The sequence below is a fragment of the Streptomyces gottesmaniae genome, from assembly GCF_031845845.1.
In the GTDB taxonomy this organism is placed as follows: domain Bacteria; phylum Actinomycetota; class Actinomycetes; order Streptomycetales; family Streptomycetaceae; genus Streptomyces; species Streptomyces akebiae.
The window spans coordinates 40380-58936 of the sequence record NZ_JAVRFJ010000048.1 but is presented as its reverse complement, the minus strand read 5'-3'; the positions used below and the strand labels follow the sequence as shown (position 1 = coordinate 58936).

The window sequence follows — 18557 nt, the reverse complement described above, 5'->3', positions numbered from 1 at the left end:
AGGGGCCGACGAGTGCGGAGGACACGGTGGTGGAGCGACAGGACCGGATGGCGTCGGACGCCGTGATGACCCGGATCGGTCAGGCGGTCATGCTGCACCACGGAGGTGACCGCGAGGAGGCCCGGGACCGTCTGCTGCGGCTGTGGGCGGAGCTCGGTGAGGACGGCGCGCCGCTCCACCGCTGCACCCTGGCGCACTACATGGCCGACACCCAGGACGACCCGGACACCGAACTGGCCTGGGACCTCAGGGCGTTGTCGGCGGCCGACGAACTCTGCGAGGGCCGTACGGCGCAGGCCGGCGAGGAGCTCGCGGTGCGGGCCTTCTACCCCTCGCTCCACCTCAACCTCGCCGCCGACTACGCCAGGCTGGGCCGCCACGACGCGGCCCGCAGCCACCTGCGGCTGGCCCGGGGAGCGCTGGCCACGCTGGGGGACGACGGCCATGGCGACACGGTCCGCACCGCCCTGGCCCGCCTGGAGGCCCGGCTCGACGGGACGGGCCCCAGCGGAGGGGAGACACCGGGACCGCCGCGACAGCGGTGAGGGGTGCTGTCGGGCCCAGCGGGGGCCTGGTGCGCGGGCCGCCGGGGATCAACGGCCGTAGACGTCCTTGCAGATGGCCGCCTGGGGGGTGTCCTTGCCCCAGCCGCCGTATCTGTGGCCGAGCGCGCAGACGTCGGAGTTCTTCGGCGGGGTCGTCGGGACGGACTCGGGCAGGGGCGGGATCTCGACGTGGGGGCGGGACCCGGGAGGTGGGCCCGGCCGCTCGCGGGGAGCCGGTCGCTCGTCGCGGGGCGGTGGCGGCGCGGCGGGGGCGGGTGCGGCACCGGTGACCGGCGGAGCGGACGTGGCGGGCCGCGGTTCCGGGGGCGCGCTCGGGGCGGCTTCCCGGGGCGGGCCGACCAGTTCCAGGGCCTCGCGCGCCGGGGCTTCCACGATCCGGGTCTCGGTGGTGCCGTCCGGGCGGGGCTCGGAGGGTCGGTACGGGTCGGGCGACGCCTGCGGCGGGGGCGGGTGGTGCGCGGTCACGCAGCCGGTGAGAGCCGAGACGGCCACGGTGACCAGGAGCGTTGCGGTGGTGGTCGGTCGATGCACGCGCGCAACTCTGCTGTGTCCCAGCCGCTTTGGGGAGGGAGCGGGCGGATGATGCCCCACACGGGTGACGCCCGCGGCTCCCCGACGACGCCACGCGCCGCACCCTGCGGGAACGCGACCCTCGCGACCCTCGGCCTTCGCTCCCCGGTCCCTCGCTTCCCCCGTCCGTCGTCTCCCCAGTTCTTCTCCCCGGGGCCCCGGTCAGTACCCGGTGACCCCGTCGATCCGCTCCCGGAGCAGGTCCGCGTGACCGTTGTGCCGCGCGTACTCCTCGATCATGTGGGTGTAGAGCCACCGCAGGCTCGGCGCCTCGCCCGACCGCCGGTGCGCTGCCTTGGCGACGTCGTCCAGGGCGAAGCCCTCGGCGTTGCGGCGGGCGACCGCGATCTCCGCCTGCCAGGTCCCGTACGCCTCCTCCCAGGTGTCGGCCGGGGTGAGGTGGAACTCCCCGTCCGGATCCGCCTCGCTGAAGTAGATCGGCCCCTGGTCGTCGTCCACGAGCACCTTGCGGAACCAGATGCGCTCGACCTCCGCCATGTGCCGCACGAGACCGAGGAGGGACAGCTGAGAGGGCGGCACCGAGGCGGTCCGCAACTGGTCGTCGTCCAGGCCCTCGCACTTGAGCGCGAGGGTCTGCCGGTGGTAGTCGAGCCAGCCTTCCAGCATGGCCCGTTCGCCGGCGGTGACGGAGGGTTCGGAGCGCAGTTCGGTCATGCCGGCCATCCTCGCAGCCCCCGTATGCTGCCGACGAGGTATTTCGACGGCACACCGTGGACGGGAGACCCCTGTGAAGGTCGGCTGCATCGGGCTCGGCGACATCGCCCGGAAGGCGTATCTGCCGGTGCTCGGCACCCAACCGGGGCTCGAACTCCATCTCCAGACACGGACGCCCGCCACCCTCACCCGCGTCGCCGACAGCCTCCACCTCCCGCCGGACCGGCGCCACACCGACCTCGACGCGCTGCTGGCCCAGGACCTCGACGCGGCCTTCGTGCACGCGCCCACCGCGGCCCACCCCGAGATCGTGGAACGCCTGCTGGAGGCGGGGGTGCCGACGTACGTCGACAAGCCGCTCGCCTACGAACTGGCCGACTCGGAGCGGCTCGTACGGTTCGCTGAGGAGCGCGGCGTCGGGCTCGCCGTGGGATTCAACCGGCGGTACGCGCCCGGGTACGCCCAGTGCGCGGACCATCCGCGCGAGCTGATCCTCATGCAGAAGAACCGCATCGGCCTGCCCGAGGTGCCGCGCACGATGGTCCTGGACGACTTCATCCATGTCGTGGACACCCTGCGGTTCCTGGTGCCGGGCGACATCGAGGACGTGACCGTACGAGCCCGGACCGAGGGCGGACTGCTGCACCACGTGGTGCTCCAGCTCTCCGGGGCGGGCTTCACCGCGCTCGGTGTCATGAACCGGCTCAGCGGCTCGGCGGAGGAGATCCTGGAGGTCTCCGGGCAGGACACCAAGCGACAGGTCGTGAACCTGGCCGAGGTCGTCGACCACAAGGGACAGCCGTCGATCAGGCGGCGGGGCGACTGGGTGCCGGTGGCCCGGCAGCGCGGCATCGAGCAGGCCGTCCTCGCCTTCCTCGACGCGGTGCGCGCGGGCCGGGTGCTCAGCGCGCGGGACGCGCTGGCGACCCATGAGCTGTGCGAGCGGGTGGTGCGGGCGGTGGAGGACCGGTCCGCCGCCTGACCCGTACGGCCCGCCCGCCCTCGAAGGCGCCCCAGGCCAGCAGGGTCAGCAGCGCCGCGTCCACCGGCCAGTCCCCGAACCGGACGTACGGCGTCGTACCGCTCGCCAGCGGCACGTCGTACACCCCCGTCGTGCTCTCGTCCGTGCCGAGCCGGGCGCCGACGCGCTCGCCGTCCGGTCCGTGCACCGCCGAGACGCCGGTGAGCGTCGCGTGGGCCATCGGGCGTCCGGTCTCGGCGGCTCGCAGCGCCGCCAGCGAGGCGTGCTGCGCGGGGGCCCAGCTCTCCTGGAACGTCGAGGTTGCCGACTGTGCGAGCAGCAACTCGGCGCCGTCCCGGGCGAGATGGCGGCTCATGTCGGGGAAGGCGGACTCGAAGCAGACCATGGGGCCGATCCGCAGTCCCTTCCCGGAGTCGAACACGACCTGCTCGGTGCCGCGCCTGCGGTCCTCGCCGGCCGCCTCGCCGACGGAGGTGGCCCAGCCCAGCAGCGAGCGCATCGGGATGTACTCGCCGAAGGGGACCAGGCGCATCTTGTCGTAGCGGTCGCCGGTCGGGCCGTCCGGCCCCACGAGCACCGAACTCTTGTAGATGCCGGGACGGTCGGAGCGGCGCGCGTCCACGTTCACCAGGATGTTCGTGTCCGTCTCGCGGGCCAGTGCGGCGATCCGGTCGGCGAGATCGGGGCGGTCGGCGAGGTCGTGGCCGACGCTGCTCTCGCCCCACACGATCAGGTCGAGGTCCTGCCCGGCCAGCCGTCGGGTGAGCGCCTCCTCACGGTCGAACCGGTTGTCGGGGCCGTCGGTGACACCGGGCTGTACGACGGCGATCCGCACCTCGCCCCGGACGTCGGGGCGCGGCGACCACAGCCACACCGCCGAGGTCGCGGTGGCCGTCGCGACGAGACCGGCGAGCGCCGGCGCCCGCGACCGGCGCACCGCGACCAGCACGGTGACCGCGACGTTGACGGCCACCAGCAGGAAGCTGATCAGCCAGACCCCGCCGACCGAGGCCAGCCGCAGCGCGGGCTCCACCTGCCACTGGCTGGACCCCAGCAGCCCCCACGGCCCGCCGAGGCCCTGCCAGGAGCGGACGAGCTCGATCGCCAGCCAGCCCGACGGCACCACCAGCAGCGCGGCGGCGACCCGGCCCGGCGACGGCGTCCCGGCCAGGAAGCGGCGCACCAGCCAGGCCCAGGGACCCCACAGCGCACCCACCAGACCGGCGATGACGAAGGTGAACACATGGAGGTTCGGCAGCAGCCAGTGATGCATGGCCAGCATCAACGCGCATCCGCCTAGCCAGCCGTCGTACATGGCCCGGCGGCCGGTCGGGGCCGTGCGGACCAGGAGCATCCACGGCACCAGCGCTCCCCACGCGAACCACCACAGGCCCGGTGCGGGAAACGCCAGCACGGGCAGGGCCCCGGCCACGACGAGCGCTGCTCGTCGCCGCCACGGGGAGGCCGACCAGTCCGCCGTCCGCCGCCATGGGGAGGCCACCCAGTCCGCCGTCCGCATACAGCGCCTCCCTGCCCACCGGTGAGTTCTTCCAGTGTGCGCGCCGAGGACGATCTCCGACAGAGGGCCTGGGCGGTGTGGGGGCGGTCAGGCCGGGGAGGGGTGCTGGGCGGGGGTGAGACCCTCGGGGGCGCGGCGCCATTTCTCCTGGACGACGACCTCGCGCAGGCGCCAGCCGTCCGGCGTGCGGACCAGGGCGAAGGCGTAGCGGCCGCCGCAGACGAAGTCGGGGGCGGTGGATCCCCCGTCGTGGCCGGCGAAGCGCATCGGGTTGACGTAGTCCGCGCGGACCCGGGCGGTGTCGCCGGTGTCCTGCTCCAACAGTTCGAAGCTCAACCGCCGGTTGACGATGAGGTGCTGGCGCATGGGGAAGAGCTCCATGCTCCGCGCCAGCCACCCGGCGACCTGCCCGGCGTCGCCCTCGATGCCGCCGGCCGAGCGGTAGTCCGCGCGGCCCCGCGGGGCGAACAGGCCCCGGTACGCCGCCCAGTCGCCGTCGTCCACCGCCACCGCGTACTCGGTGATCAGGCCGTCGACGGCGAGTCGGTCCATCACGGTCGCGAGCTCCACACGCTGCGTCATCGGCACAGTCTTGGGGCAGGACACGCGCCACGCCAAGGGGTGTGCGGTCGGATGGGGGATATTTCCGGGACGGGGGCGCGGCTCCGGGCTGCGCGTCGTCCGTGGATATTCGGTGGCTGAAAGGCGTCGCCGTGCTCGAACCTGGTCCCCGTGAGTGAAAGTGAACGCCCCTCGGCGACCGAGCCCAGGTTCCGTGTCCGTGCTCGCCACACGGCCGACACCGTCACCGTCTACCAGGCCTACCGCCCGGAGATAGGCGGCCCGGCCGCGCGGCACGGTCGTTTCCCGGCCGCGTGGAAGCGGGACCGGATGACCTGGATCAAGCCGTCCTTCCTGTGGATGATGTACCGCTGCGGCTGGGGCCTGAAGGAGGGCCAGGAGACGGTCCTGGCCGTGGAGATCACCCGGGAGGGCTTCGAGTGGGCGCTGCGCAACTCGTGTCTCTCGCACTACGTTCCCGAGCTGCACGAGAGCCGGGCCGCCTGGCAGCGGGAGGTGCGCCGGTCGCCCGCCCGGGTCCAGTGGGACCCCGAGCGCGACCTGAGGCTCACCCCGCTGCCGTACCGCTCGCTGCAGCTGGGCCTGTCGGGTGAGGCGGCGGCACGGTACGCGGACGAGTGGATCGTCGGCATCGAGGACGTGACGCCGCTCGCGCGGGAGGTCCACGGCCTCGTACGGGCACGGGAGCTGGACGCGGCCACCGCGCTGCTCCCCGAGGAGCGGCCGTACCCGGTCGCGGACGACGTCCTGGTCCATCTGCGGCACTGAGCCCGCAGCGGGCGTGCCCTGGAGCGGGTTGAGCCGGGCCGAGGCAGGCGCCGGGGCCGGGCGTGCGGTGTGTTCAGCCGCGGCGGGGGCCGAGCAGCGCGCAGACCGCGTTCTCCTCGACAGCGCGGAGCCTGTCCACCAGAGCGGGGTCGAGCGTCCTGTTCACCTGGGTGGTGAGCGAGAAGGTGAGGGACCTGCGGCCGTCGGGGGTGGCGGCGATCAGCTGGGTGTAGCCGGGGAAGTTGCCGGTGTGGCCCAGGACCACCCCGCAGCGCGTGTCGTAGCGGAAGATGGCCAGTCCCGCACTGTTGCGGCCGGGACCGGCCGGTTCGGACGCCCCCTCGATCCAGCGGCGCTGCTCGCGCAGGACCGCCCGCGACGTCAGCTCTCCGGCGGCGTAGCCCCGGATGAACCGCGTCATGTCACGCGGGGTGGAGACGATCCCGCCCGAGGCCCACACCCCGGACGCGCTGAGCGCCTCGCTGACGTCCTCCGGCGGCGCGGGCGGCTCGACGGCGTACCCGTGCATGTACGGCTCCGGCATCTCGTACCCCAGGGGAAGACTGGTGTCGGTCAGCCCGAGCGGCCGGTAGACGATCCGGCGGAGGAGCTCTTCGTACGGCTTGCGGGTCGCGGCCTCCGCCATCAGGGCGACGGCGATGTTGTCGGAGTTGGAGTACTGGTACCGGGAGCCCGGCGGGAAGCGCAGCGGTTCGTCCGCGACGAAGTCCAGCAGTCGGCGCGGGTCGAAGGTGCGGCGGGGGTCCGCGAGGAGCAGCTCCAGGAACTCCGGGTCCTCGCTGTAGTCGGGCAGTCCACTGGTGTGGTTCAGCAGCTGTCTGAGGGTGACCGAGGACCAGGCGTCCGGCAGCCGGGGCAGGGTGTCGCCGATGGTGCTGTCGAGGTCCAGCTCGCCCTGCTGCACGAGGCGGAGCGCGACGGCGCCGCTGAACGCCTTGGCCGTGCTGGCGATCCGCATGTGGTCGGTGGGCTCGATCGGACGGCCCGTCTCCAGGTCGGCGACACCGGCCCGCAGGACGCGTGGTCTGCCGTCCCGTTGCAGTACGACGATCACGCCGGGCGGTCCTCCGGGGGTGGCGACCAGCTCTTCGAGCTGCTGTTGCAGGGCGCGCTCACCTCGCCCGTCGCCACCGCCGTCGGAGGCGGCGCCCGCTGTCGGGGCGAGGAGCAGACCGCCGAGGCAGGAGGCGCCGAGCAGGGCGACCAGGGAGGGGCGGAGACGGGGCCGGAGGCGAAGGCGGCGGCGGGGGGAGCGCGGACCGCTGCCGGCGTGCGTACCGGCGTGCGGGCGGGAAGCGGGCGTGAGTGACATGGGGGTCCCGGGAGGATCGTCGGGCAGGGGCACCCTCAGCATCGGCCGGGACCACGATGACGCGCGCGCGAGCTTGGGCTGTCCGGGCGGCTCGGCCGCGCGCTCCGTGGTGCGGCGAGCCGCGCCCCCGGGGGCGCGGTCAGTGTGCCGCGAACTGCGCGCCGGTCCGCTGCACGACGTCCGGCCGCACCGTGAGGCCCTCGACGGTCAACCGCTCCCCGTAGATGTCGGTGATCCGGAGCGCGCCGCCGCACCCGGCGCCCTGCTCGGAGAGGAAGTAGTTGTACTCGGTGCGCGGCAGCGGGGTCCAGGCGCCACCGGCGCGGACCTCCAGCCGGGCCACCGGGTTCCGGTGTCCGATCACCTGGATGCCGCACCAGTACTGGCTGGAGCCGGTCTTGTACCGGATCGAGAGGGTGTCGGAGGTGGCGGGGCTCAGCAGGTTCCAGGTGATCGGTATCTCGCCGCGCGAGGGCGCGGCGAGCTTGGCGAAGGCCTCGGCGCTGAGGTCGAGTTGGCCGGGCCTGCACGGTGAGGGGCACTCGTTGGTGATCCTGACCGTGACGGCGGCGCCGCCCGCCGCGCGGACGCGCACATACGCCCCGCAGGCCTTGGACACCTCGTAGTCGGTGGTGTTCATCGCCGCCGTCATGACGTCGTCGCCCGCGCCGAACGAGCAGGCGCCGTTCCCGCCGGGTCCGGCGTCGTAGAAGGTGGCGACCCCCTCGTAGTCGACCCCGGGACGTATCCGTCCCGCCAGCTGTCCCGAGGCGGAGCCGGACCGTCCGGTGGCGGCGGTCGGCTGCCTGGTGGGCTCGGTGGCCGGGGTCGCCGACGGGGTGGTCTTCGAGGCCGACGGGGACGGCGACTTCGAGGGGGTGGCGGAGGGCTTCTTCCGCTCCGGTGTGCCGGAGGGCGGCGCGGGCGCCCGGGTGGTGGCCGCGGCGGGGGTGGCCCCGGTCTTTCCGGCGGCCTCGGTGTCGGTGTCGCGGTCGGGGCCGAAGGCGATCACGAGTGATGCGGCGAGCCCGACGGCCGCCACGGCGGCGACGGACAGGAGGGCGGTGCGCCGCCTGGGGCGGCGGGTGGAGCGGTGGGAACGGGCTGCCACGTTCAAATCCTTCGATTCCGTGCCTGGTTCGAGAGAAAGCGTGATGCATGTGTGGCTCGCGTGAAAGGAGCTTGCCACTCATCGGTTGCCGCCGGGGCCGGAATGGTTGCCTTCGAAAGGGAGCCGGCGCGAAGCTGCGATCGTAGAATGATCGATCGTTTTCTTCGTCGGGGAGGTTGGGGATGTCACGTCCGGTCACGGTGGTCACGGGAGGGAGCCGGGGGATCGGTGCCGCCACCTGCCTGCGGCTCGCCGCGGACGGGCACGACGTGGTGGTGGGCTATGTGAACGACGGCGCGGCGGCCGAGTGGATCGCGACGGGGGCGCGGGCCAACGGCGCGCGCTGTGTCACGGTGAAGGCGGACACCTCGGTGGAGGCCGATGTGGACCGGCTGTTCGAGACGGCGGCGGACCGGCTCGGACCGGTGACCGGGCTGGTCAACAACGCCGGGGTGACCGGCCCGTTCGGGAGGCTGGCGGACACCGACACGGAGGTGCTGCGGCGGGTGGTGGAGGTCAACCTGCTCGGCGTACTGCTGTGTTCGCGCAGGGCGGCCAAGGCGATGGCGGCCTGGGGGACCGGCGCCATCGTCAACGTGTCCTCGGCGGCGGCCACACTGGGCAGTCCCGGTGAGTACGTCCACTATGCGGCGACCAAGGCGGCGGTCGACACGCTGACCATGGGGCTGGCGAAGGAGCTCGGACCGGACGGCATTCGGGTCAACGCGGTCGCGCCCGGGGTCATCGACACCGAGATCCACGCGCGGATGGGCGACCCCGAACGCCCCGAACGGATCGCCGCGTCCGTGCCTCTGCGCCGCCCCGGTCGGGCCGATGAGATCGCCTCGGCCATCGCCTGGCTCATGTCTCCGGAGGCCTCGTACACGACGGGGGCGGTGCTGCGGGTGGCCGGGGGGCGGTGAGGCGCCGGGGGGGCGGCCGGCACAGGCCGTGTGGGGTTGCTCGCGCGGTTCCCCCCTTGGGCGGCGGCGCACTCACTCGGCCGGTGAGCGGACGCCGCCCCTCTGGTCGATCAGCCGTTGGAACGCGGTCGGTATGAGCCGGTCGGCCAGGAACTCCCTGACCCGGGCGGCGCATCGGAGCGGGTCCGACCGGCTCGTGTCGCACTCGACGTCGTAGAGCCCGTGGGCGTGGACCTGCTCCAGCTGCCGTGCCGCGAGCCCGGCAGGCCGGTCGCCACGCTCCCGTTCGCGCCGCTCCAGCTCGTCGCGGTCGCAGTGCACGCCGACGAACACGACGTCCTGGGGCGCGAACAGGTCGAGGCAGTCCCGCAGTCGCCACTCCGCGCTCAGGACATGGTCCATGACGACGTTGTTGCCGGCGGCGGCCATGCCGGCGATCGCGCGGTGGTAGCCCCGCCAGGTGCGGTGCAGGACGTCGGTGAGCTGGTCGGGCGGCATCTCCTGACGGGTCCGCATGGCGTGGAACGCGTCGACCGGGATGTGGAAGTACGGCTCGTCGAGGATGCGCAGCAGCTCCCTCGCGATGCTCGACTTCCCCGAACTGGACGTGCCGTTCAGGAAGATGATCAGGCCGCCGGGGGTGCGGTCCTGTGCGCGGGAGCTCCGTGACACGTGGGTGCTCGGTGGCACATGGGCGCTCCGCGGCTCCTGGGTGTGCTGAGGCGTCGCGGTCACGCGGCCTCGATCACCTCTCCCCGGATCGCCGCGGCCCACTCCACGACCAGCAGTTCGTACTCCGCCCGCTCCTGGGCCGACAGCGATGCGCCCGCGTGGCGCCACAGGGCTCTGATCCGGTCGTTCAAGTCGTCGGCGGACCGCACGGAACCACGGGCGGGGGAGTCGGGGGACATGCGGACAAGAGTAGGCGCCCGGCCTGACAGTGCGCTACCGGGCGGCTACGGATGTCGTATGTGGTTGGTCACGGAAGGGAGTTGGGGAGGGACGGGCTGTCCGGGCCGGCGCCCGTCAGCTCCCCGACTCGCCGGCGTGCGGGCTCAGGACGCCGGTGGAGACCAGGACGACGATGAGGATGCCGAGGGCGATGCGGTACCAGACGAACGGCATGAAGCTCTTGGTGGAGATGAACTTCATGAACCACGCGATGACCGCGTAACCGACGAAGAAGGCGATGACCGTGGCGAAGATCGTCGGGCCCCAGGAGACATGGCCGCCCTCCATCGCGTCCTTGAGCTCGTAGCCGCCCGAGGCGATCACGGCCGGGATGGCGAGGAGGAAGGAGTAGCGGGCCGCGGCCTCGCGCTTGTAACCCATCAGGAGGCCACCGCTGATGGTGGCGCCGGAGCGGGAGACGCCGGGGACGAGGGCCATGGCCTGGCAGAGGCCGAAGATCAGACCGTCCTTGACGCTGAGCTGTTCGAGGCTCTTGCGCTCCTTGGCGGCGCGGTGCTTGCCACCGGTCTCGTCGCGTGCGGCGAGGCGGTCCGCCACGCCCAGGACGATGCCCATGACGATCAGCATGGTCGCCGTGATGCGCAGATCGCGGAACGGGCCCTCGATCTGGTCCTTGAGGGTCACGCCGAGGACACCGATCGGGATGGAGCCCACGATCACCAGCCAGCCCATCTGGGCGTCGTGGTCGCTCCGCATCTCCTTGTTGAACAGGGAGCGGGACCACGCCGAGATGATGTTGACGATGTCCTTGCGGAAGTAGATGAGCACCGCGGCCTCGGTGCCGATCTGGGTGATCGCGGTGAAGGCCGCGCCCGGGTCCTCCCAGCCGGAGAAGGCGGCCGTCAGGCGCAGGTGCGCGCTGGAGGAGATGGGGAGGAATTCGGTCAGCCCCTGGACGAGTCCGAGGATGAGGGATTCAAACCAAGACATGAAGTTACGTGGTCCAAGCGCTGATCGTGGAGGGCCGACGGAAGACGTGCCGCGCCGCGGGGCGGGTGATCACAGGTGCTGGGGGCAGCCTAGCGCCCCGTGAGCACGGGGCTGTCACCGGGTTTCGCGGGGCCGTTCGGGGTCCGGGCGGAGAGTGTGCGGGGGACGGGTGGAGCGCGGGCGTTCCGAGGCGTGGAACGGCCGGATCCGTGGTGTTGACCAGTCACTATGTCCGCACATACTTTGCTGGCGAGGGAAAGCGCTTGCAGTGCGAGGGTCGCCGTTCCGCCGGAGCCCCCGCCACCAGGCGTCCGCCACCGTCCGATGTCACGTTCGATGGAGTGCTGATCACGTCCATGCCCACACCCAGCAACGACCCGAGCCCGACTCCGGACCACCGACCCGACCGTCACCCGGCCCCCCTGGCCGGCCGCCGGGTGCGGGCCGCGATCGTCGGCATCGGCGCCATCGGCGGCGGCTCCCACCTGCCCGCGCTCGCGCGCCTCGCCGAGGAGGGCGAGACCGAGGTCGTCGCCGCCGTCGACATCGACGCCGACGCCGTGGCCAAGTTCTGCGCCGGGCACGGCATCCCGCACGGCTACACCGATCTGGACCGCATGCTGGCGGAGCAGCGGCCCGACCTGGTCAGCATCTGCACCCCGCCGACCCTGCACCGCGACCAGACGATCACCGCGCTGCGGGCCGGCGCCTGGGTGTGGTGCGAGAAGCCGCCGGTGCCGACGCTCGCCGACTTCGACGCCGTCGAGGCCGAGGAGGGCGCGGCGACCGGGGGCCCCTACGCCTCGATCGTCTTCCAGCACCGTTTCGGTTCCGGCGCGCGCCACGTCCGGCAGCTGATCGCCGAGCGGAGCCTCGGGCGTCCGCTGGTCGCGCACTGCCAGACCACCTGGTACCGGGACACCGCCTACTACGCCGTCCCCTGGCGAGGCCGCTGGGCCACCGAGGGCGGCGGGCCCGCCATGGGACACGGCATCCACCAGATGGACCTGCTGCTCGATCTGCTCGGCCCGTGGAGCGAGGTCCGGGCCATGGCCGGGCGGCTGGTCCACGACGTGGAGACCGAGGACGTCTCCACGGCCCTCGTGCGCTTCGAGAGCGGCGCCCTGGCCACCGTCGTCAACAGCGTCCTCAGCCCCGACGAGGTCAGCCGCATCCGCATCGACTGCGAGCGCGCCACCGTCGAGCTGACCCATCTGTACGGCCACTCCAACGCCGACTGGTCCGTCACCCCGGCCCCCGGCACCCCGGAGGGGGACGCGGCGGCCTGGCGGGACTTCGGCGAGGACGTGCCCAGTTCGCACCTGGCCCAGCTGCGCGAGCTGGTGGCGAGCATGCGCGCGGGCGAGCGGCCGCGCAGCAGCGGCGCCGACGGGCGGACGAGCCTGGAGTTGATCGCCGCCCTGTACAAGTCGGCGTTCACGGACGCGACCGTACGGCGTGGCGAGATCGGACCCGGGGACCCGTACTACACGGCCATGCACGGAGGCGCCCCCGGCTGGGCGCCCGGAACCGTCCAGGTGTCCGTCGACGCGAGCTCCGTCGGCACGAGTGAGGAGATCACCGCATGACCTTCCACGACGGGCTGCGCGTGGTCCACGCACACGGCGACCGGATCACGGTCACCGAACCCACCACGGGCGTCGAGCTGGTGAGCTACGTCTACCGGCCGGAGGCGGCCTGGGAGGCCCCGAAGCCGTATCTGCACCCGATCCGGACGCTGGCCGGGGACGTCGTCACCGACTTCCGGCCCAACGACCACCGCTGGCACAAGGGGCTGCAGCTGACGGCCTCGCACCTGTCGGGCCAGAACCTGTGGGGCGGCAACTCGTACGTCCACGGCGAGGGCTATCTGCCGATCCCCGAGCGGGTCGGCTCGATGGCGCACGCCGGCTTCGACGTCGTCGAGTCGGACGGCGAGCGGGTCGTGATCGCCGAGCGGCTGACCTGGCGCCCGTACACCGGGGAGCTGTGGGCCGACGAGGAGCGCCGCATCGAGATCCACGACGTGGACACCGAGTCCGGATCGTGGGCGTTGACCTGGACGAGCGCGATCACCAACCGCCGGGACGAGCCGCTGCTGTTCGGCAGCCCGACCACCGCCGGGCGGGAGATGGCCGGCTACACCGGACTGTTCTGGCGCGGTCCGCGCGCCTTCCGGGACGGGCGGATCATCGGGCCCGACACCGAGGGGCCCGGGCTGATGGGCGAGCAGGCGCCCTGGCTGGCGTACTCGGGCGAGCACGACGGCACCGACGGTCACGCCACACTCGTCTTCGCGCACGCCCCCGAGAACGACCACACGGGAGCCGAGGGCGCCCACCCGGCGCACTGGTTCGTCCGCAACGAGCCGTTCGCCGCCGTCGCCCCCTCGTGGGCGTTCTTCGAGGAGCTGGAGCTGGCTCCGGGCGAGACGCTCACCCGCCGTTACCGGGTCGTCGTGGCGGACGGCTCCTGGGAACGGGAGGAGATCGCCAAGTACCTGGAGGCGCACCCGTGGTGAGCGGCTACGAGGGACTGCCGGGCGGGGTCGCCCTCTCGCACCTGTCCGTGTACGACTGGCCCGCCGCGGACGGGGTCTGCGGCGGAACTCCCCATATGCACCTGACCTGTTCGGAGGCGTACGTCGTCACCGGCGGGCGCGGGGCCGTGCAGACCCTGACGGCCTCGGGGTACGAGGTCACGCCGCTGGCGCCCGGGACGGTCGCCTGGTTCACGCCCGGCACCATCCACCGACTGGTCAACGAGGACGAGCTGCGCATCACCGTCCTCATGCAGAACAACGGGCTCCCGGAGGCGGGCGACGCGGTCCTCACGCTGCCTGCGGAGTACCTGACGGATCCGGAGACGTACGCCGCGGCCACCCGTATCCCGGTGGACGTCCCGGAGGAGGAGCGGGAGCGCGCCGCGCGGGCCCGGCGCGACCTCGCCCTGGAGGGCTACCGGGCACTGCGGGAGGCGTCCGGGCCCGAGCCGCTCGCCGCGTTCCACCGGGCCGCCGCGGCGCTCGTACGGCCCCGGCTCGCGCAGTGGCGGGCGCGGTGGGAGCGGGGTGCGCGTGCGGCCGCCGCCGCGACCGGGGAGCAGCTTCATCGGCTGGAGCGGGGGGACGTGTCCCATCTGGCCGATGCCGGGGTGTGGGCCGAGAGGCCTTCCGAGTCCGGGAAGTTCGGGATGTGTGGGCGGTTGGACGTCTACAAGGGGGACTGAGCAGGCGGTTTCGGTCGCCTGGAGCCCGGCGAGTGCTGTGGTTGAGCGGCTGCGCGTGGTGTGTGGTCGCTCGCGCGGTTCCCCGCGCCCCTATGGGGCGGGTGTGGTCGGGCCTTTCACCGACCATCCAGGGGTCTGGGGGCGGGCCTTGAGGTCCTCGTGGTGGATCTCGGTGCCGCAGGCCGCGCAGGTGACCGTCGGGACCAGTGCCTCGCCGCAGGCGTGTTCGACCACCATGGGGCGGTCGTCGTCCGTGCGCAGGTGGCGGTCGCCCCATGCCATGAGGGTCATCAGGACCGGCTCCAGTTCGAGCCCCGCCCGGGTGGGCCGGTACTCGAAGCGCCGCGGACGCTCGCTGTAGGCGTGCTTGTCCAGGACGCCCGCGTCCACCAGACGCCGGAGGCGGGTCGCCAGCACGTCGCGCGGTGCCCCGATGTTGCGGACCAGCTGGTCGAAGCGGCCGTTGCCGAGGCAGACCTCGCGCAGGACCAGCAGGGAGTACTTCTCGCCGACGATCGCCAGGGTGTCGGCGATGGAACACGGGCGCGGATCTCGGGAGGCGGGCATGTGCCCAGTCTAGGGGAGGGTTTGTTTTTCCAACTCACGCGGCTATGGTGAGTTGGAAATCCATACTGACTCGTGGTCGTGGAGGACGGATCCATGCGTGACGCCGTGATCGTCGAAGCCGTACGCACACCCCTGGGCAAGGGGAAGCCGAACGGCGCCCTCGCCCATGTCCACCCCGTCGAACTCCTCGCCCACACCCTGCGCGCCCTCGTCGAGCGTTCCGGCATCGATCCGGCGCTCGTCGACGACGTCATCGGCGGCACCGTCGACCAGGTGGGCGAGCAGGCCATGAACACCACCCGCTACGCCGTCCTGTCGGCCGGCTTCCCGGAAACGGTCCCCGCGACCACGGTCGACCGGCAGTGCGGCTCCTCCCAGCAGGCCGTGCACTTCGCCGCCCAGGGCGTCATGTCGGGGGCGTACGACCTCGTCGTCGCCTGCGGGGTGGAGTCGATGAGCCGGGTGCCGATGTGGTCCAACGTGCCGCCCGGCACGGATCCGTTCGGCCCGGGCGTCGCCGCGCGCTACCCCGAGGGGCTCGTGCCCCAGGGCATCAGCGCCGAACTGATCGCCGCGAAGTGGTCGATCGGGCGTGCACAGATGGACGAGTTCGCGGTGTCGTCCCATCACAGGGCCGCGGCCGCCTGGGAGAGCGGCCTCTTCGACGCGGAGGTCGCGCCGCTCGACGGGGTGACCCGCGACGAGTGCGTACGGCCCGGCAGCACGCCCGAGATCCTGGCCGGGCTCAGGCCCGCCTACCACGACCCCGGGTTCGCCGAGCGGTTCCCGCAGATCGAGTGGAACGTCACCGCCGGGAACGCCAGCCCCGTCAACGACGGGGCGTCGGCCGTGCTCGTCGCGTCCGCCGAGACGGCGGCACGGCTGGGGCTGCGTCCCCTCGCCCGGCTCCACTCCTTCGCCGTCACCGGCTCGGATCCGCTGCTGATGCTCACGGGCGTCGTCCCGGCCACCGAGAAGGTGCTGCGCCGGGCGGGGCTGACCCTCGACGACATCGATCTCTTCGAGGTCAACGAGGCGTTCGCCGCCGTCGTGCTCGCCTGGCAGCAGGAGACGGGAGCCGACCTGGACAAGGTCAACGTCCACGGCGGCGCCATCGCCCTGGGGCATCCGCTGGGGGCCAGCGGGACCCGACTGACGACGACGCTGGTGCACGCGATGCGGGAGCGCGGCGCCCGCTATGCCCTGCAGACCATGTGCGAGGCGGGTGGGCTGGCCAACGCGATGGTGCTGGAGGCCGTGTGAGGCGAGGGCCGTCCGGTCCCGTGTGAGGCGAGGGCCGTCCGGTCCGCGGGCCGGGTGCGGGTGGGTCCGCGGGCCGGGCGCGGGTGGGTGCGGTGTCAGCGGGCCCGCAGGTGGTGCCGCTTGCGCCACGCCACCGCCGCGCCGATCAGGGCCGGGACCGCGATGCAGGCCATGGCGATCAGGAAGGCCGGGGAGGTCGGCGACGAGGCGCGGGCACCGGCCACGGCGTAGGCGGCGGTGTTCGGGATGGAGCCGAGGGCGGTGGCCAGGAGGAAGGGCAGGTAGCCCATGCGGGAGACGGAGGCGCAGTAGTTGGCCGCCCAGAAGGGCACTCCGGGGAAGAGACGGGCCGCCAGCATCGAGCGGAACCCGTGGCGGCTGAGCTGGCCGTCCGCCGACTTCAGCCAGCGGTGGCGCAGCAGCGGACGCAGGGCGTCCTGACCGAGGAGCCGCCCCAGGCCGAAGGCGAGGCCGGCGCCGAGGACCGTGCCCGCGAGCGCCGACGCCAGACCGAGCTGGGAGCCGAAGAGCGCGCCCGCCGCGATGTTGAGGATCGGGCGGGGGACGAAGGCGACCGTGCACAGTCCGTACGCCACCGCGAACATCACGGCCGCGGCGGCACCGCTCAGCTGGGGCGGCCAGCCGTCGGCCAGCAGCCGCTGCGGCTCGAACAGCAGCACCGTGGACACGGCGGCCAGGAGCAGGGTGACGAGCAGCGAGAACCGCGCCCACGGCGAGAGCAGCACGCTGCCCCAGCGGGCGGCGCGCCCCGGTGGCACGGCCGGGACCGTGACGGGTGTGGCGACGGCGAGCTCCGTGGCGGCGGTCCGGGGAAGGACAGTGGCGGTGCCCCCAGAGCGGGTGGTGGCATCGAGCATTCGTCGACGGTAACCGACCCGTGTCCGGGTATGCCGTACGGGACGTCTCACGGGCGTCACAGCAAGCGGAACAACAGGCTCGCCGGGCGGGGTGCGTCCGGACCTCGGCCGGGCACGGCGCACCGTGCTGCCTGCGCCTTCCGGACCACGGGCCCGACCCGCGCACCGTTCACCCCGTGGGCTGCCCTGTGAAGCATCTCTCTTCCGCTTCCTCTCGGAACTCCCGCGCACCGAAAACCATTCGACGCGGGCCGACTTGTCGACGAGGATCGACCTCATGTTCCGGCACGCCTTCGCTCTCGCCGCATCCGCCACAGTCGCGGATGCCCCGAAGGCTGCCCTTCTGATCGTCGTGGCCGCCGCAGACGGCGCCCGAAGCTGACCCTTCCCGGACATTCCGGCGGACCCCGCAGGGGGAGGGTCGGCAGGACCTCGGGGTCCCCGTCCCGGCCGCCGACCTGTGCCGCCGGGGCCATCACCCAGTACCGCTGAAGAGGCTTCGAGGTACCGCCATGTCCAAGACTGCTTACGTCCGTACGAAACCGCATCTCAACATCGGCACGATGGGTCACGTCGACCACGGCAAGACCACCCTGACCGCCGCCATCACCAAGGTCCTCGCCGAGCGCGGGGCCGGCACGTTCGTCCCGTTCGACCGCATCGACCGCGCCCCGGAGGAGGCGGCGCGCGGCATCACCATCAACATCGCGCACGTCGAGTACGAGACCGACACCCGGCACTACGCGCACGTCGACATGCCCGGCCACGCCGACTACGTCAAGAACATGGTCACCGGGGCCGCGCAGCTCGACGGGGCGATCCTCGTCGTCTCCGCGCTCGACGGGATCATGCCGCAGACCGCCGAGCACGTGCTGCTCGCCCGGCAGGTGGGCGTCGACCACATCGTCGTCGCCCTCAACAAGGCCGACGCGGGCGACGAGGAGCTCACCGACCTCGTCGAGCTGGAGGTCCGCGACCTGCTCTCCGCGCACGGCTACGGCGGTGACTCCGTCCCCGTCGTCCGGGTCTCCGGACTGAAGGCGCTCGAAGGGGACCCGCGGTGGACGGCGTCGATCGACGCGCTGCTGGACGCCGTGGACACCTACGTCCCGATGCCGGAGCGGTACGTGGACGCGCCGTTCCTGTTGTCCGTCGAGAACGTGCTGACGATCACCGGTCGGGGGACCGTCGTCACCGGGGCCGTCGAGCGGGGCACCGTCCGGGTGGGGGACCGTGTCGAGGTGCTGGGCGCCGAGATCGAGACCGTCGTCACCGGCGTCGAGACCTTCGGCAAGCCCATGGAGGAGGCCCAGGCCGGGGACAACGTGGCGCTGCTGCTGCGCGGGGTGGGACGGGACGCCGTCCGACGCGGGCATGTCGTGGCCGCGCCCGGCAGCGTCGTGCCCAGGCGGCACTTCACCGCGCAGGTGTATGTGCTGTCGGCCCGGGAGGGAGGTCGCACGACCCCGGTGTCCAGCGGGTACCGGCCCCAGTTCTACATCCGTACGGCGGACGTGGTGGGCGACATCGACCTCGGTGAGGCCGCCGTCGCCCGGCCGGGGGACCGGGTCACGATGAGCGTGGAGCTGGGCCGGGAGGTTCCGCTGGAGCCGGGGCTCGGGTTCGCGATCCGCGAGGGCGGCCGGACCGTGGGGGCGGGGACCGTGACGGCCGTTCGGTAGGCGGGTCG

The 18557-nt window shown here is 72.7% G+C and carries 20 protein-coding genes; 9 read left to right on the top strand and 11 right to left on the bottom strand.

Features of this window, described 5'->3' with window-relative positions:
- Nucleotides 1–26: 26 nt before the first annotated feature.
- Nucleotides 27–545 (top strand): tetratricopeptide repeat protein, encoded by a 519-nt coding sequence (locus RM704_RS38450; RefSeq protein WP_033528950.1) that lies wholly within the window; start codon nucleotides 27–29, stop codon nucleotides 543–545.
- Nucleotides 546–593: 48 nt separating this feature from the next.
- On the opposite strand, the gene RM704_RS38445 is transcribed toward RM704_RS38450, so the two are convergent.
- Together RM704_RS38445 and RM704_RS38440 are read right to left on the bottom strand one after the other, a co-directional pair.
- A complete protein-coding gene (locus RM704_RS38445) occupies nucleotides 594–1097 on the bottom strand; it encodes a hypothetical protein (RefSeq protein WP_033528951.1) in 504 nt (167 codons plus the stop codon).
- A gap of 201 nt (nucleotides 1098–1298) precedes the next feature.
- Nucleotides 1299–1811 carry a DinB family protein gene (locus RM704_RS38440; RefSeq protein ID WP_033528952.1) on the bottom strand — a complete coding sequence of 171 codons (513 nt, stop codon included), beginning with the start codon at nucleotides 1809–1811 and terminating at the stop codon, nucleotides 1299–1301.
- A gap of 73 nt (nucleotides 1812–1884) precedes the next feature.
- Here RM704_RS38440 and RM704_RS38435 point away from each other — a divergent pair, with 73 nt between their 5' ends.
- Nucleotides 1885–2793 (top strand): Gfo/Idh/MocA family protein, encoded by a 909-nt coding sequence (locus RM704_RS38435; protein WP_033528953.1) that lies wholly within the window; start codon nucleotides 1885–1887, stop codon nucleotides 2791–2793.
- On the opposite strand, the gene lnt is transcribed toward RM704_RS38435, so the two are convergent.
- Together lnt and RM704_RS38425 are read right to left on the bottom strand one after the other, a co-directional pair.
- Nucleotides 2714–4312, bottom strand: coding sequence for an apolipoprotein N-acyltransferase (lnt, locus tag RM704_RS38430; protein ID WP_052146193.1), 1599 nt, complete (start codon nucleotides 4310–4312; stop codon nucleotides 2714–2716). The two genes, RM704_RS38435 and lnt, sit on opposite strands and share 80 nt — an antisense overlap.
- Before the next feature lie 87 nt (nucleotides 4313–4399).
- Entirely contained in the window at nucleotides 4400–4894 is a 495-nt protein-coding gene (locus RM704_RS38425) for a nuclear transport factor 2 family protein (protein WP_033528954.1), read from the bottom strand.
- A gap of 150 nt (nucleotides 4895–5044) precedes the next feature.
- On the opposite strand from RM704_RS38425, the gene RM704_RS38420 reads away from it, so the two are divergent.
- Nucleotides 5045–5662: a DUF4291 domain-containing protein gene (locus RM704_RS38420; RefSeq protein ID WP_033528955.1), complete on the top strand. Its 618-nt coding sequence runs from the start codon at nucleotides 5045–5047 to the stop codon at nucleotides 5660–5662.
- 73 nt (nucleotides 5663–5735) lie between these two features.
- Here RM704_RS38420 and RM704_RS38415 read toward each other — a convergent pair whose 3' ends face one another.
- Nucleotides 5736–6995, bottom strand: a complete 1260-nt coding sequence (locus tag RM704_RS38415) for a serine hydrolase domain-containing protein (protein WP_033528956.1) — start codon at nucleotides 6993–6995, stop codon at nucleotides 5736–5738.
- 139 nt (nucleotides 6996–7134) lie between these two features.
- Entirely contained in the window at nucleotides 7135–8106 is a 972-nt protein-coding gene (locus RM704_RS38410) for an expansin EXLX1 family cellulose-binding protein (protein WP_033528957.1), read from the bottom strand.
- 182 nt (nucleotides 8107–8288) lie between these two features.
- Here RM704_RS38410 and RM704_RS38405 point away from each other — a divergent pair, with 182 nt between their 5' ends.
- Nucleotides 8289–9029, top strand: coding sequence for an SDR family NAD(P)-dependent oxidoreductase (locus RM704_RS38405; protein WP_033528958.1), 741 nt, complete (start codon nucleotides 8289–8291; stop codon nucleotides 9027–9029).
- Nucleotides 9030–9101: 72 nt separating this feature from the next.
- On the opposite strand, the gene RM704_RS38400 is transcribed toward RM704_RS38405, so the two are convergent.
- The 3 genes from RM704_RS38400 to RM704_RS38390 all read right to left on the bottom strand — a co-directional run bounded on the left by RM704_RS38400 (nucleotide 9102) and on the right by RM704_RS38390 (nucleotide 10931).
- Complete coding sequence (locus RM704_RS38400) at nucleotides 9102–9701, bottom strand: chloramphenicol phosphotransferase CPT family protein (protein ID WP_192829726.1); 600 nt, start codon at nucleotides 9699–9701, stop codon at nucleotides 9102–9104.
- A gap of 59 nt (nucleotides 9702–9760) precedes the next feature.
- A complete protein-coding gene (locus tag RM704_RS38395; RefSeq protein WP_033528960.1) occupies nucleotides 9761–9940 on the bottom strand; it encodes a hypothetical protein in 180 nt (59 codons plus the stop codon).
- Nucleotides 9941–10055: 115 nt separating this feature from the next.
- Complete coding sequence (locus tag RM704_RS38390; protein ID WP_033528961.1) at nucleotides 10056–10931, bottom strand: undecaprenyl-diphosphate phosphatase; 876 nt, start codon at nucleotides 10929–10931, stop codon at nucleotides 10056–10058.
- A gap of 356 nt (nucleotides 10932–11287) precedes the next feature.
- On the opposite strand from RM704_RS38390, the gene RM704_RS38385 reads away from it, so the two are divergent.
- Genes RM704_RS38385 through RM704_RS38375 form a run of 3 tightly spaced genes read left to right on the top strand, consistent with a single transcriptional unit; the run spans nucleotide 11288 to nucleotide 14159 of the window.
- Nucleotides 11288–12520, top strand: a complete 1233-nt coding sequence (locus RM704_RS38385) for a Gfo/Idh/MocA family protein (protein WP_192829719.1) — start codon at nucleotides 11288–11290, stop codon at nucleotides 12518–12520.
- Complete coding sequence (locus RM704_RS38380; protein WP_033528963.1) at nucleotides 12517–13452, top strand: DUF6807 domain-containing protein; 936 nt, start codon at nucleotides 12517–12519, stop codon at nucleotides 13450–13452. Before RM704_RS38385 ends, RM704_RS38380 begins: the two co-directional genes overlap by 4 nt.
- Nucleotides 13446–14159 (top strand): cupin domain-containing protein, encoded by a 714-nt coding sequence (locus RM704_RS38375; RefSeq protein ID WP_033528964.1) that lies wholly within the window; start codon nucleotides 13446–13448, stop codon nucleotides 14157–14159. The genes RM704_RS38380 and RM704_RS38375 overlap by 7 nt, the downstream gene beginning before the upstream one ends.
- A 90-nt stretch (nucleotides 14160–14249) precedes the next feature.
- Here the strand turns inward: RM704_RS38375 and RM704_RS38370 are convergent, their stop codons facing one another.
- Nucleotides 14250–14726, bottom strand: a complete 477-nt coding sequence (locus RM704_RS38370) for a winged helix-turn-helix transcriptional regulator (protein WP_033528965.1) — start codon at nucleotides 14724–14726, stop codon at nucleotides 14250–14252.
- A 93-nt stretch (nucleotides 14727–14819) separates the two neighbouring features.
- Between RM704_RS38370 and RM704_RS38365 the strand changes: the two genes are divergently transcribed.
- The gene (locus tag RM704_RS38365; protein ID WP_033529100.1) at nucleotides 14820–15989 is read left to right on the top strand and encodes a thiolase family protein; all 1170 of its coding nucleotides are present in this window, start codon (nucleotides 14820–14822) and stop codon (nucleotides 15987–15989) included.
- A gap of 95 nt (nucleotides 15990–16084) precedes the next feature.
- Here the strand turns inward: RM704_RS38365 and RM704_RS38360 are convergent, their stop codons facing one another.
- Complete coding sequence (locus RM704_RS38360; RefSeq protein WP_033528966.1) at nucleotides 16085–16867, bottom strand: TVP38/TMEM64 family protein; 783 nt, start codon at nucleotides 16865–16867, stop codon at nucleotides 16085–16087.
- Nucleotides 16868–17379: 512 nt separating this feature from the next.
- Between RM704_RS38360 and tuf the strand changes: the two genes are divergently transcribed.
- Nucleotides 17380–18549 (top strand): elongation factor Tu, encoded by a 1170-nt coding sequence (tuf, locus tag RM704_RS38355; protein WP_033528967.1) that lies wholly within the window; start codon nucleotides 17380–17382, stop codon nucleotides 18547–18549.
- Nucleotides 18550–18557 lie beyond the last annotated feature (8 nt).